Annotated in this window: 11 protein-coding genes; 3 read left to right on the top strand and 8 right to left on the bottom strand. The window is 56.1% G+C overall.

Features of this window, described 5'->3' with window-relative positions; translation table 11 throughout:
- Positions 1-29 precede the first annotated feature (29 nt).
- From MOP44_RS20120 to MOP44_RS20100, 5 genes are all read right to left on the bottom strand, one after another.
- On the bottom strand, positions 30-1,256 hold the full coding sequence (locus MOP44_RS20120; protein WP_260792132.1) for a hypothetical protein: 1,227 nt from the start codon (positions 1,254-1,256) through the stop codon (positions 30-32).
- 324 nt (positions 1,257-1,580) lie between these two features.
- Positions 1,581-2,348 (bottom strand): LytR/AlgR family response regulator transcription factor, encoded by a 768-nt coding sequence (locus MOP44_RS20115; RefSeq protein ID WP_260792129.1) that lies wholly within the window; start codon positions 2,346-2,348, stop codon positions 1,581-1,583.
- Positions 2,339-3,475, bottom strand: a complete 1,137-nt coding sequence (locus MOP44_RS20110; RefSeq protein WP_260792127.1) for a sensor histidine kinase — start codon at positions 3,473-3,475, stop codon at positions 2,339-2,341. Before MOP44_RS20110 ends, MOP44_RS20115 begins: the two co-directional genes overlap by 10 nt.
- Before the next feature lie 340 nt (positions 3,476-3,815).
- The gene (locus MOP44_RS20105; RefSeq protein WP_260792125.1) at positions 3,816-4,364 is read right to left on the bottom strand and encodes a DoxX family protein; all 549 of its coding nucleotides are present in this window, start codon (positions 4,362-4,364) and stop codon (positions 3,816-3,818) included.
- 500 nt (positions 4,365-4,864) lie between these two features.
- Entirely contained in the window at positions 4,865-5,695 is an 831-nt protein-coding gene (locus MOP44_RS20100) for a DoxX family protein (RefSeq protein ID WP_260792123.1), read from the bottom strand.
- Between the two features lie 1,113 nt (positions 5,696-6,808).
- Between MOP44_RS20100 and MOP44_RS20095 the strand changes: the two genes are divergently transcribed.
- Positions 6,809-9,235: an ABC transporter permease gene (locus MOP44_RS20095; RefSeq protein WP_260792121.1), complete on the top strand. Its 2,427-nt coding sequence runs from the start codon at positions 6,809-6,811 to the stop codon at positions 9,233-9,235.
- Positions 9,236-9,320: 85 nt separating this feature from the next.
- Complete coding sequence (locus MOP44_RS20090) at positions 9,321-9,860, top strand: hypothetical protein (RefSeq protein ID WP_260792119.1); 540 nt, start codon at positions 9,321-9,323, stop codon at positions 9,858-9,860.
- 404 nt (positions 9,861-10,264) lie between these two features.
- Here the strand turns inward: MOP44_RS20090 and MOP44_RS20085 are convergent, their stop codons facing one another.
- From MOP44_RS20085 to MOP44_RS20075, 3 genes are read right to left on the bottom strand one after another with little or no spacing between them, the layout of a single operon-like run.
- Entirely contained in the window at positions 10,265-11,602 is a 1,338-nt protein-coding gene (locus MOP44_RS20085) for a sensor histidine kinase (RefSeq protein ID WP_260792118.1), read from the bottom strand.
- 13 nt (positions 11,603-11,615) lie between these two features.
- Complete coding sequence (locus MOP44_RS20080; protein ID WP_260792116.1) at positions 11,616-12,302, bottom strand: response regulator transcription factor; 687 nt, start codon at positions 12,300-12,302, stop codon at positions 11,616-11,618.
- A 45-nt stretch (positions 12,303-12,347) separates the two neighbouring features.
- A complete protein-coding gene (locus MOP44_RS20075; protein WP_260792114.1) occupies positions 12,348-12,710 on the bottom strand; it encodes a glyoxalase superfamily protein in 363 nt (120 codons plus the stop codon).
- 156 nt (positions 12,711-12,866) lie between these two features.
- On the opposite strand from MOP44_RS20075, the gene MOP44_RS20070 reads away from it, so the two are divergent.
- Positions 12,867-13,313: a hypothetical protein gene (locus MOP44_RS20070; protein ID WP_260792113.1), complete on the top strand. Its 447-nt coding sequence runs from the start codon at positions 12,867-12,869 to the stop codon at positions 13,311-13,313.
- Positions 13,314-13,321: the final 8 nt, after the last annotated feature.

Here is a 13,321-nt window from a genome sequence, read left to right as displayed (position 1 = left end):
CCACCATCAAAGCCAAGGTGGATAGACAGTCACTGGAGAGACACGAGAATGGGAATCAGCGCCCCGCCTTCTTTCACGGGCCGCAGCGCCTTGCCGATCACGGCTCCAAAACTCCGAGCCGGATCCAACGCCTTCATCGCGCAACCGGGCGTCTCTGAGGTCGTCAACAAATCGCCCACCTCAATCGGGGAGGACCCCGCATCCACCTTGCAGTACACCTTTCCGAACAACGCCACCGGCTGCCTGTTTCGCTCGGAGGCAATGCGGTCGAGCACGATGCCGGGGCGATAGTCGCCGGCGCCCGCAATCACGCCGGCAACCCGTTTGTCATAGGCCCGATCGCTGGCCCGCAGAGTTCCTTCGTCTCCAATGACCATCACGGTACCCGGTTCGACAGGGTGGGTTTCGTCAATTCCGAACTCTTCGGCGCAATCGCCTCCGCTCGACATCACCGCTCCGGTCAATATCACGTCTCCGGCTATCGTGATATTTCCCTTCTGGCCGTCCATGTGAATCGTAGGATTAGCGTTATTTGCGACGTCGGTGCTCGACGCAGTGCGTGGGAACAGCAGCACGTCGCCATCCTGTCCGTTGCCTCCCGCGCGCATGGTTGCGGCGTGGGCGCCAAGATGAATAGTGGCTTTACTGGGGTCGGTCGTATCCGTGACCGCAGCCCCACTTCCCGTCGTCTTCGCAAACAGCGCCAGGTCGCCGTCGTGACCATTGCCTCCCGCCATCATGTACGCCGAGGCCGCCCCCAAGCGGATCACCTCATTCCGGGCCGCGTCCTGCACGGACACGACTCCGTTGGTGCCCTGCGGAAGCTGTCCCACGCCGCCGCCCGGCGGAGGGGCGCTTCCGCCTCCCACGCGCACCAGTCCGCTGCCTGGGTCCAGGCGGATGGGAGCGCCCTTGTCCGTACTGTCGCCGAGCAACAGTGATCCGTTCGTGCCGTCGGCAACCACCGTGCCGTTGCCATATTTGTTCTGGACACTGAGGGTGCCGTCCACGCCAATCACGGGAGGTCCTGAGACCTGTCCGGAGGCTTGGTAGTAGCCGCCGCCAATGCGCGCATGGCCGTCGCCGCTGCGAAGGTCAATGATCGCTGTATCGGGAATGGTGGCGTTGGCTTTTTTGGGATAGAGGCTGAGGCGACCGCCCTGACCGTTTCCGCCGGCGAGTATGTCTCCGGCATCTCCGTTCAGAAGCACTGTGACGAGGTTCGAGCTGTCGTCGATCGCAGACACATTTGACACGGGGGACCTCCTCGAATGGTCTTTCTAAACGCTGACCGAAAGGAGCGAATCAAAGTTTGACACAAGCGCTAAGACTCTACCACGCCGATGCCTCCGCGTAAACACGCCAGGTCGCGCCCTTCCTGCTTTGTGACTTAGGAAGGGAGCTCACCCCAGTTTTTTCAACGGATCCCATGGCCAGTCTCGGTAGGCCTTATCACCGAGTTTGTTCTTCCGCTTCTACGACAGGCCTTGACCTAGCTGTGGGTGGATTCCGCAATTCTTAATTTTATAGTTGACAATCCTCTTGAAGTCGGCTCTAACGGTATCGCCGCAGTGAGCCAATCAGAACGGGTTCGTGAGCGTTCCGCGGATGCGCTCACTGTAAGTGCGGCCCGATTGCAACCGTTGTCCCGACTTGAGTTCGACGGCATATTGGCCGTGCGCGATCGACCACAATTGCGCAATGCGCTGAAGGTTTACGATGTGCGATCGATGAATACGCAGGAAGCGGCTGGAATCGAGCACACCCTCGATGGTGTTCATTGGGACGTGGAGGAGGTATGTTGTCACACCGACGTGCAGCCTGACGTAGTTCTGGAAGGCTTCGATCCAATCTACCTCATCAACGGGTACGAAAATCGTGTTTTCACCGGATCGCACGGCGAATCGCTCGAGCTGACGAGGCGGATTCGCGATGGCATGGAGCATCGTCAGCACTTGTTTCGTGGCATCCTCGTGCGGCGCACCTCGCAACCTCCCAAGGGCTCGCTGGAATGCGAGATCAAATCTTTCCTCGGTTACTGGTTTAAGGAGGTAGTCGATAGCCGCAATTTCGAATGCCCGAATTGCATACTGATCGTGCGCGGTCACGAAGATGACCGGCGGCATGCGCTCTGCTCCAATGGCATGGACCACCGCAAAGCCATCGGTCCGAGGCATCTGCACATCGAGAAGCAGGAGATCGAACTTCTTCTCGCGAATGAGAGTGATGGCTTCGCGTCCATTGCGCGCGTCGGATACTGACTCGACTTGGGGATAACGGCCGAGCAACAGTTTGAGCCCTTGGCGCGCAAGAGGTTCGTCATCTACAACGAGCGCGGTCAATCGCATCGGGAGTCCTCTGTCAGTGCAGCCTCGGATGGTACTGTTCGCATTGGGAGTACGATCGCAACCCGGACACCTCGGCCAGAAGCAGGCTCGATGGAGAGATGCGCACTTTCGCCATAGAGACGTGACAGCCGGTTCCTCGTATTCGTCAATCCGATTCCTAAGCGGCCAGGACGAGAGGAAAGTAGCCCCGGTCCATCATCGGACACGATGAGACGCAGAGTCTCATTCGAGCTGGTCGCCAACACCTTGATTGTTACCGGCTCTTCGCTTTGGCCAAGGCCATGGCGAACCGCGTTTTCAACGATTGGCTGAAGGACCATGTGTGGCACTAAGACGTCAGAGAGCGTCGTAGACGGTGCAATCTCCACATGCAGCCGATCCGCGAAGCGGACCTGCTCGATCGAAAGGTACAATCGCAGGAACTCGAGCTCGCGCCAGAGCGGGACTTCCTGGGCCTCCACATCCTCAAGCGTGAGGCGGAGGAGATCCCCGAGTTTCTCAACCATGGCTTCGGCCTGCGCAGTCTTCTGCTGCTGAATCAGCACCATGATGGCGCCGAGCGTATTGAATAGAAAATGCGGTTGCAACTGCATCTTCAGGGAACTCAACTGTGCGGTTGCAAGCTGCTGGGCAAGTTCGGACGCATGCACCTTCAGTTCATATGCCTCCCGCTCGCGTCTCTTGGCGTTCTTTTGCGAACGATACACTGTGTGAAGCGCAATGACCGCCCAATAGCGAATGATGCCACCCTGCAGGCCGAAGCCAAGGAAGATTCGGATTCCCGCCACGAGCGATGGAGGAGGCCCGTGAACGGGAAAGACGCCGAGCAGCAGCAAAAACGGAACTTCAAGCGTGGAGGCAAGGATGGAGAAAATGACGCTGAAGCAAAGGTGCCACCCAGCGTATAGGACCCGGCGCTCGATGGGCCATCGATTGCTGAGCCATAGGAGCGCCGGCGTGAGCCCGGCGCACACATACATTCCCGTCATCCAGCCAACGAACACATACTTCCATGGCACGGCGCCGCCTCGGTAGAGGCGCGGTACCGTGTCCTGCACGATGTAGAAAAGCCCAGTGATCGTCCAGCCGAACCAGACCCACAGGATTGATCGAATCCGTCGAGACATCTGAGGAGACATTACCGGTTCATTCTGCCATGATGTGCCTCTTCTCTCAGCGATCTTTTGACGAAATGGTCTGGAACCATGGAAGATCGCGCTCGCCAGGGTCTGAATCCAGTGCGGCATCCCAGCAAGACAGTTCGTCAAAAACATATGTCCGCCCGTTCTGAAGAGCCCCGGTATGGCCGCAGATGAGATCGGCACGGCATGGGGAATGTGCCAAGTGTCTTTAGAGAGGCATACAGGCAGTTCTCACTTTGGCGTGCTCGCCGTGGTGCGGTTGAGGAGTGCCACGTCGAAAAACAGCTGTAACTGGCAGGCGTGCCTCACGGAGAGCGCGCTATTGTCAGCGTGATGCTTTGATCGGTGATCCTGCGAGATCAGCTTCTGCGCCGCTGTCGTGCTCAAGATTGAGCGACTCGCCGGCCTTGCCGGCGCCATTTCCGGCGACCAGCAAAGCCGAAGCCCCAATCACCCACGTAATGAGGAACGCGGTAAGAGGAAACCGCGCTCCTGCTGGCGCTCCAGCCATCTTAGGCGTTGTGGCGAACCAGGTGTCGGGTCCCCAAACCAGGAAGGCAAACAGACCCAGCATGCCCGTTTCGATCAAGGCTGCCATTCGCGGCCAGATGGAAAACAGAATTGCGAGGCCGCAGGCCATCTGCCCAACCCCTGTCAGATACGCAAGGCCCGTTCGGAAAGGCAGCCACGCTGGCACGAGAGAGGCCGTGATCTGGGTGTAAAAGATATGCGAGAGTCCGACTGGAAGCACGGCCAGCCCGAAGATGATCTGAGAGATGCGAACACCCTTTGCCCCGGTGATGTACGAGAAGAATCTTGCCTTCTGCAAGCCGGACAAGCGCGCGAACAGGACCCATCCTCCGGCAAGCAACATGGCAATTTCCCCGGTTCCTAACCAGCGACCTTCCCTTTGGGGCATTGCAATTAAGTAAGGAATCGGGAGACACATCCAAGCCAGAAGAAGAGCAAAGAGAGCCCGGACAGCGACGGCTAGTGTGGCGCGAAAGAACAACGCGACGCCTGACCCGATCATGAAGAGACCGCTGGCTATCGCGAGCACACCTCGCCCGGGATGAAATGCCGGGACAGGCTGCCAGGTGTAGGCAAAATCCCGATAGATCACCGACAGCGCGCCCATTGCAATGAGCCCAATCGACAAGAGAGTTATCCCGGGTTGGCACTCTTGAACCATTACTCTTGCTTTGTTTGGCATATTGATCAACTCCTCGACCCAACTTCGCTACGGCAGTGCTGGTTCTATCAGTCAGCGCTCAAAAGTTGGCCCACCAGCTCCAACAAAGTTACTTGGGGCAATGGGTGGATCGCCACTTCAACCCGGAAAGATCGTTCGATTCGATAGAGGGCTTGACTACGTCACGCGATCACTGAATCGGAACGAAGCACATTAAGATTCTCGGCGGATCCAAGTTGTCGTCGATCTACGCGGCTTGCGAGGATCTCAGCGAATATCAAACACGCCCCAATCGCAGACAGGTTATAGACGGCGGCACCCCACGTCGCCTGATTGTGCAGACGGGCAAAAATAGGAGGAATTTCTACAAGACCCTCAAACAGCAGGAGCATCAGCGCAAGGAGTCTGGCGGCCAGAATGTCTCTAATCCCGGAGCAAATGGCAATTCCCGACAGCATGAAGGCTATTCCGGTTATTGCCGCCCAAAAATATGCGAACGGGATCCAATGCGGGACGATGGGCGCAAAGACCTGGATGCCGATGAGATGGAGTACGCCGAAGACGATAGGAGGCAAGCCCAACATCCAACGCGCCGCGATTGTCACTCTCGTTTGCAACGATGAATCTGTCGAGGCGGCGGATAGGTAAACGATTGCTGCCGGAGCGATCAACATTACCTGCTGAGCGACCCCGAAAGAGCTACCTGCCAAGACGTTGAACCGCCAGCCCAGTGCGTGAATTCCGGCGTAACACTTAAGCAGCCACATGACCACAAAAATCAAGTAAGCGCTCGCCGAGGCCACGGCGCCACGTTTCGCGCTGCGCCGAAGCAACACTGCGGTACCCGCTGCAACCAGCCAGAGTCCTACGACATAGGCCAGTATGTGTTGACCCAGAGAATTCTTGCCCAGGAATAGGAAGGGCTGATGGGAGGTATCGAGCGCACCCCAGGCAATATCCAGAACGCCCGTCAGGACAGTCCCCAAGCCATAAAACCATACTCCACTTTTCATCGGTCTATCTCTCACGTGTCGCTTAGATAGGGGCCAGAACGCAGAGTGAGTCATCACCTTCCTTAGCCTCATTCCATGTGTCCAGCTCTCCGGCTACACTGCAAGCCTAGAGCACAACAGAAGATGCTGACATATGTTTTTGACCAACTGTCCTTGCGGAGTGCCGAACTGGATTAAAGTCTTTTCGAGGAGTGTGAAGGGACTAGATCAGGTCGGCGTCCAACCAACACGGCCGCATGGGCGGAGGGGGGATCGGATAACTAGAGTGTTTCGATGCGGGGAGGCAGAGCAGCACGATGCCACATCGAGGCGCGTTGCTATCTGACGCGACATGGACGGCTCGAAATCCTCCAAGGACACTATGGAGATGACGCTTCGCGCAATCCTAATCGCGAGTCTCACTTGTCAAAGGCTTCCATCTCGAGGCGCAAAACGCGCACCCGACGAGCAGGAGGTGGAACAGGCTGGACATCATCGATCGTCGCTCAGGTTCACCACAGATTCAAGAGAGCGTCGTCAGGCGAATCCTCGCTTGGGACTTGCAACTCCAGATGATAAGCGATGATAGTTGCGCACCCTGCTGCGAGACCGGTCATGAAGGGCTCGAACACCGGCGAGTGAAGGGCTTTCAACGAAGCCTTTCGGAAACATCCTTAGGGTACGAAGCGTCGACATGCGTGTGCGTCCCCAGACAATCAGTACGAGAAAGCAATCGCTCTCCCAGATCCAATGCCACATCCATACCTCATACGGCATCCGCGTAAAAGGACACCAATAGACAGTTGTGACGTAACATAGAACCTCGTATGAAATGCAAAGTAAGGAACTTCGACCCCATCACATCACTGGAGCGTGGTCCTTAGCCTTGGAGAATCAACTGATCTGCTCCGGCCCGGTTTAGCAGTTCCTTGAGTAAGCTTCAAACTTCTCAGTACATTGAACTGTTCACGATGACGAGGCGAAAGGACCGCTTGGCAACAAATCTTTACATTCCAGCGTCTCCATTTGCTTACCCTGTCATGTAGGGCCCATCGCTTTTCGATGAATGCTCGATGTCCAAATCGGCGCTGATGCTCTGTCAATGCTGGTAATTGTTTCCACACGGAGTAGAAGATGAAAAACAGCTTTTGGAATGACCTGCGAATTGCCGCGCGCAGGTTACGGAAGTCCCCCGGCTTTACGCTGACCGCGACATTTACACTGGGCATCTCGATTGCTGTCAACCTGGTGGTCTTCGGTTTGCTCAACGCGGGCATTCTCCATCCAATCAACCTTCCTCAATCCGACCGTTTATTCGAAGTCGAGCAGCGGATACCTGGTCTCATCACGCAGTCGTACCCTGATTTTCTGGACTTTCGAAATCGCAATTCCGCCTTCACCGACTTGCTCGCGTTTCGGTTCGATAGAGCCGGTGTGTCTAAGGACGGCGACTCCCCCACACGCAGTTGGTACTACGAAGTTAGCTGCAACTATTTCGATCTTCTAGGAGTTCAGCCGGCGCTCGGGCGGTTCTTCCATGCGCGTGACGATCGGGGGCCGAACTCAGCACCCTATATTGTCCTCAGTGACGCCTTCTGGCGCGCACGCTTCGCGGCCGATCCTCACATCCTCGGCAGCGCCGTCGAAATCAACCAGCATCCATATACGGTGATTGGAGTCGCGCCTCCTGCTTTCCACGGAACAGAGCTGTTTCTCTGGCCCGACTTCTGGGCGCCTATAGTTGATGCGCCCGAACTGACTGGTCTCAGCTTCCTCGACCAACGCTATAGCCATACACTGTTTGTGCTCGGGCGCCTCAAATCCGGAGTGTCAGAGCAGCAAGGTACTGCAGACCTCAATTCTGTCGCCGTTCAGCTCTCCGGGATTTACCCGCAGACGGATGATCGCTTGGGGGTGCGTCTCGTAGTTCCCGGCCTGTTGGGTGACGCCCTCGGAAAGCCCGCTCGCAATTTTCTGTTGGGCGTCTTCTTTTTTGCTCTACTCGTACTAGCCGCGGCTTGCGTGAACCTCGCCAGCATCTTCGCCGCTCGCACCTCAGATCGCGCCCGTGAACTTTCAGTTCGCGTTGCCATTGGCTGCAGCCGATGGCATCTTGTCCGTCAGCTACTTGCAGAATCAGTCCTGTTGTCCTTTCTCGGCTGTGTTCTCGGAGCTGCAACGTCAGCTGTGTTAATGCGTTTGATCAGCAACTGGCATCCCATCCCTGAATATCCTATTCATGTTATTGTGGCTCTCGATGGACGGATCATCGCCACGGCATTCGCGCTTGCAGTGCTCGCCAGCGTGCTACCTCCCCTGCTCACAGCACGCGAGATCATGGACGCAGACGCAAGACACGCAATGCGAGGCCCGATCGAGCCTGCGTTTCGCCGGCTGAGCATCCGAGATGTGCTGCTTGGCCTCCAAGTCACAATTTGCGCTCTCCTCGTTACCAGCGCCTTCGTTGGATTACGAGGTCTTCAGCGCTCTCTCCACACACAGTTAGGTTTCGATCCGGACAGTGTCGAACTTGCGCAGGTAAGTTTATGGATGGCGGGTTATCACGACTCCGACGCATTTCCAATCGAGCAGAGATTGGTCGAACAGACAGAGCGGATCCCTGGAGTCACGGCCGCAGGCACTATAAATTCGCTTCCTCTCCAAGGAGGAGGCAGTACGACCTCTGTTTTCCGGCAAGGCACGTCTGACTTCAGGGATTCGAACAGCATTGCCCAGGCTTCGTTCTTCACAGTCTCGCCCGGTTATCTTCCGGCTGCCCGCATGGCGCTGCTCGCCGGTCGCAACTTCACCTCGGCGGACACCCATGACACTCCTCGCGTCGCGTTGATCAATCAAACCTTAGCCAAAATCCTTTTTGACAACGAACTGGCGGTGGGAAGACACTTCGAAACCGCGGGAAAGCAATCCTACGAAATCATTGGCGTGGTCGGAAATGGAAAGTACAACTCGATCACCGAAGATCCTAAACCCGCCATGTACCGGCCACTTGCTCAAGTGAACGACAACACGGCATACCTGGTCGTTCGTTCTACGCGCAACCCTGCTGAATTAAGGAAGGAACTCGCTGGTGTCCTTGCTCAGACAACGCCCAACGTTCCGATTAAGATCGAGAGCTGGGCTGACAATCTTGACCTGGCCCGCTTTCCAGCTCGCGTTGCGACTGCGTTACTGGGTATGATGGGCCTGCTTGCTGGAGTGCTCGCTGCGACCGGCATATTTGGCATGGCTAGCTATGCCGTTGCCCGTAGACTGCGCGAGCTAGGCATACGTGTGGCTCTGGGTGCCGATAGACTTCAGGTGCTGCGCTCGGCGCTGGGGCGTACCGTACTGCTCCTGGTGGGCGGATCGCTGGCCGGATTGGGTCTCGGAGTCGCCACGAGCGCTCTATTGTCCAGGATTGTTTACCAAGCCACCGTTTACGATCCGATGGTCTTGATCGGCACTATTGCATCGATGATTATGATCGGGATTACAGCGGCCGCCGTACCGGCACGGCGAGCCATGCGTGCGCAACCAGCTTTGCTTCTCCGGGACAACTAGCACGCAGTGGGCCGGGCGGGTTCAATGTCGGCGTCTTACCCGCGCGCGTTGAACGAGTTCTGAGATAACGCGACGGAGGGATCCAATGACCTGCTTGATCTATCGCTCTCTATTGGTTTTCTGTACTGCGTTGTGTGCGATATCTCTATCCGCACAGGATTCAAAGAGGCTCGCAGCTCTGCCGACAAACGGATTTGACTTCGCCGGAACTTGGGGTTGCGAGGGGGCTTTCCGCAACAAGAAAATTCATCGATCCATTTATACCGGCTCGGCAGTTCTCGATGGGAAATGGCTGGAGTTGACGGAACGAGATACTGAACCGGTATCCGGCTACGTTGCGAAGTACCTTATCGGCTATGATCCAAACCAAAAGCAGCTGGTGGAGTTCGACGCAAACAGCTTCGGAACCGCCGTCTATTCGAGTGAGATGGGCTGGCAAAACGGGGTCCTCGTCATGACCTCACCAATCTCTTCCGATGCCAAAGCCACCTATGTCATCAACCGGTTTGTATATTCCATTACGGGGAAAGACTCGTTCACAGTCGAATGGCAGATTAGCCGAACATCCACGGCGAACTGGGAGACCGCAGACCACTTGTCGTGTACACGAGCCCCGATGCAGTGAACCTGCGAACCTCGTCATCCAGCGACAACCGAAACAACGTTATGGGAGAAGTTCAAGGGCCGATGTTCCATTCTGCAGATGAATAGCGCAACTGCCTGGGGCGACACTCGGCACGTCATTCCTGATGGCCGCAGGCCGCCGGACTCTCCGATTCGGGCTTTGTGTGCATGCACGTCTGGCGGCCTTCGCAAAAGCGGAATGCGTCAACGGGAACTTGCGTCAGTGACGGAATGGGATAAAGCCGTCTGTCTCGCCAGTTGAGCCGTGTGACGCTGCGAAAGCTCATTGCGGCTCACTTGACATGGGCGTACAACCCTCGTCACGGTGACGAGCACTGGCCGTGCAACGCTGGAATCTGCCCTTACCAATAACTCCTGAGCGACGACACACTCGCATCGCGATTTTCACCCTTGGCTTGGTACACAGACCGGAAACGTGATCTTGACCTGCAAACCTCCGCCATCAATATTGATTGCCGAGATGCCACCACCATAGAGATTGGCAATTCTCTTGCTAATGGACAGTCCGAGCCCCGCACCACCTTGTTTGTGAGAGTCGGGAGACGCAACCCTGAAAAACGGCTCGAAGATCTGTTCCAGCGAATCGTCTGGAACTCCCGTTCCCTCATCTGTTGTGGTGATGGCAACTGCAGCGATTCCAAATTCGTTTGATTCTGCAATGTTCACCTCGACAAGGCCACCGGGGCGTGTATGTCTCAGGGCGTTGCGAACGACATTCTCAATACAGCTATGAACCAGAGTCGTATCGGCAAGCACGAAGCGATCGAACAATCCTGTCTGCACAACTGTTTTGTTTGCTGCGATTCCTTCGAATGACGCGTCCTTAACAATCTGCTGTACCAGCCGGCCCATGTGGACGCTCTCGCGCCGCGAATTTTTCTCGGTAGCGTCGATGCGCGCAAGTGTCAGCAGGTCGGCGATCATGTTTTCGAGCGTCTTGATGTCGGCCTGCATGCGTGCTGCCGCTCCCAGGTCTCCCCGCTGTACAAGCTCCGCAGATACGCTCAGGCGGGATAATGGCGAGCGAAGTTCGTGCGAGATGTCGCGAAGAAGCAGCTTCTGCTGATCGAGTAGTGTTTGTACCTGTTGAGCCATCCGATCAAAGTCTTTTCCCAACAGGGCTAACTCGTCCTTGCGACCTTCAAGGACCGGAGACACGCGGGCCGTCAGGTCGCCATGCGCGATAGCCATTGCTGTCTTTTGGAGACTGCGAATTGGCTTCGTAATACTTCGAGCCAACAGACCACAAAGCGAAGAACAAATCAACAAGGCAATTCCTACTCGAAAGGCGGTCGTATCCGGGTCGATAAAGGTCCCAAACATCCTGACACGCTTCACCTGCGCCACAAAGAAGTATTCGTTGTTTCCTCGCACCTCGCGGACCACACCGAGCCACGGGCGCTTAAAGGCGAACTGAGATTGCTTTGCGATCCTTGCCTCGGCGAGCAGATCCACCGCATCACTTGGTACGGGTGTTCCAGTGAGGTTCGAATCCCCTTTTAGAAGTGTCGCCGTGATCTGCGAATCCTCCTGAATATCGGACAGAAACTCTCCTAGCCTTCTTGGCCCCCCATCTTCGTAGAGGTCGACTGCGGTTTTCGTATAGAGATCAAGCGAATGCATGAGCCATCGATGCGAAAGGGGACGGGCACTTGTAACGCCGGTGATGACAGCGAGACTGACTACAGTCAGTGCCGACGCCAGGCAGAAAGTCAGAAACACGCGCACGAAGAGGCTACGCACGCAGATGTCCCGTATAACAATATCCCAGACTACGGATGCTGCGAATCCGTTCGTTGCCCCCCGCTTGGGATCCCAGTTTCCGGCGCAGGCTACTGATGTGGTTGTCGATGGACCGGTCGAAGAGGCCCACAGGTCTTCCGAGTACATGCTGGATAAGTTCTTCTCGAGTGACACATTCGCCGCTGCGGCGAACAAGAGCGACTAGAATGTCGAATTCGGCCGAGGTTAAGGCAATCTCCTCCTCATCGCGGAGAACACGCCGAGTGGAGATTTCTATCTTGAGATCCCCGGTCAACAATGTGCTGCCCCTTCCTCCAACACGGCGACGCAACACTGCACGAATGCGCGCGACTAGTTCCGCCGCCACAAAAGGCTTCGGAATATAGTCGTCCGCCCCGCTCTCAAGACCCGCGATTCGATCGCCGGCGTCACCACGCGCTGTGAGCATAATGACCGGAATATCAGACTCTTCCCTAATCTTCTGCAGCATCTTGCGGCCATCACCATCCGGCAGCATGACATCCAGAACGATCAGATCGTATCGCTTTGACGAGATTTCAGCCTTGCCTTCAGAGACGCTGTTCGCCGATGACACCGCGATCTGATCCATTGCGAGCAAGCGGGTCAGGGACTCGCACAGTTCGGTATCGTCATCTACTAAGAGGATTGTAGTGTCCATGATGGGGTTCCAATGGGAGCTAAAGTCATTCTGTCTTTGGTCGACTCAAGATGATTGCTGAATCAATGCGAGACGATTGCCAAAAGGATCGATGACGCTCATGAACTCCTCGCGCCATGCTGCGGTTTCGATACCGGGCCTCATATTGTGATTTGGGCGTTCCGAGATTTCTTGATGCAATTCCTCGAGATCGTCGATTCCGATGAATACGTGCACTCGGTGATCCGCCCCGTAGTGTTCCGTTAAATGCAGAACGGCCAGATCTCGGCTCACTTCCATTATCGATGGGCCGCCGTTCTCTGGCCGGTGCTCCCAGTCGAGTTGAAATCGAAGCCACTGAAGGTAAAACGACGTCGCCAGAACAACATCAAAAATGCCCAGGGCCGGATGGCACGCTTCCAGACTCATGAGGGGAACTCCTGATTCGATTCTCCGCAGCGCGGACGTCAAGCTATTTCAAGTATCCCTTGCATCCCTAGCCCTTACACGTCTTCCGACAAAACTTTACACGCGCTCGGCGGTTTCATCACTCTGGGTTGTCCTAGATTTAGGGAAGGAGGTTTTATGCAGTTGAAGATCCTAATCGTCGCAAGTCTCGCCATCGCGAGCTTGCCCTGTTCGCGAATCGCATTTGGTCAGCAGACTTCCCCGTCAAGCAGTGACCAGCCAATCCCCAGCACATCTGTTCCAACAACCACCGGGGGCTGGCCATCCCCTGACGAGGCAGTTGCTCGGCTGAGCAGTAAGCTGAATCTCTCAGACGATCAGAAAAGCAAGATAACCCCCATCATCGCAGACCGGCAGACAAAGATGCGGGAACTGGCTGACTCATCCGGACGGAGGCTGCAAAAGGCGAGGAAGGCAAAGTCGATCATGTCCGACAGCGACAAGAAGATCGAAGCGTTGTTGAGCAGCGATCAAAAGAAGACGTACGAACAGATGAAAGAAGAACGTCGCGAACAGATGCAATCACGAATGCAACAACGTGGCAATGGCAATCCGCAGCTTTAGCTGCGGAT

Origin of the sequence: Occallatibacter riparius (genome assembly GCF_025264625.1) — a bacterium.
Taxonomy (GTDB): domain Bacteria; phylum Acidobacteriota; class Terriglobia; order Terriglobales; family Acidobacteriaceae; genus Telmatobacter; species Telmatobacter riparius.
Note: the sequence above shows the minus strand (reverse complement) of the source record. Positions and strands in the feature narration are given on the sequence as shown.

Bases quoted from the DNA above. Each gene is read 5' to 3' on its own strand.
- MOP44_RS20075 (WP_260792114.1), bottom strand. From the start codon at position 12,710: ATGAGTCTGGAAGCGTGCCATCCGGCCCTGGGCATTTTTGATGTTGTT.
- MOP44_RS20110 (WP_260792127.1), bottom strand. From the start codon at position 3,475: ATGTCTCGACGGATTCGATCAATCCTGTGGGTCTGGTTCGGCTGGACG.
- MOP44_RS20105 (WP_260792125.1), bottom strand. From the start codon at position 4,364: ATGTTGCTTGCCGGAGGATGGGTCCTGTTCGCGCGCTTGTCCGGCTTG.
- MOP44_RS20070 (WP_260792113.1), top strand. From the start codon at position 12,867: ATGCAGTTGAAGATCCTAATCGTCGCAAGTCTCGCCATCGCGAGCTTG.
- MOP44_RS20095 (WP_260792121.1), top strand. From the start codon at position 6,809: ATGAAAAACAGCTTTTGGAATGACCTGCGAATTGCCGCGCGCAGGTTA.
- MOP44_RS20100 (WP_260792123.1), bottom strand. From the start codon at position 5,695: ATGAAAAGTGGAGTATGGTTTTATGGCTTGGGGACTGTCCTGACGGGC.
- MOP44_RS20080 (WP_260792116.1), bottom strand. From the start codon at position 12,302: ATGGACACTACAATCCTCTTAGTAGATGACGATACCGAACTGTGCGAG.
- MOP44_RS20115 (WP_260792129.1), bottom strand. From the start codon at position 2,348: ATGCGATTGACCGCGCTCGTTGTAGATGACGAACCTCTTGCGCGCCAA.
- MOP44_RS20090 (WP_260792119.1), top strand. From the start codon at position 9,321: ATGACCTGCTTGATCTATCGCTCTCTATTGGTTTTCTGTACTGCGTTG.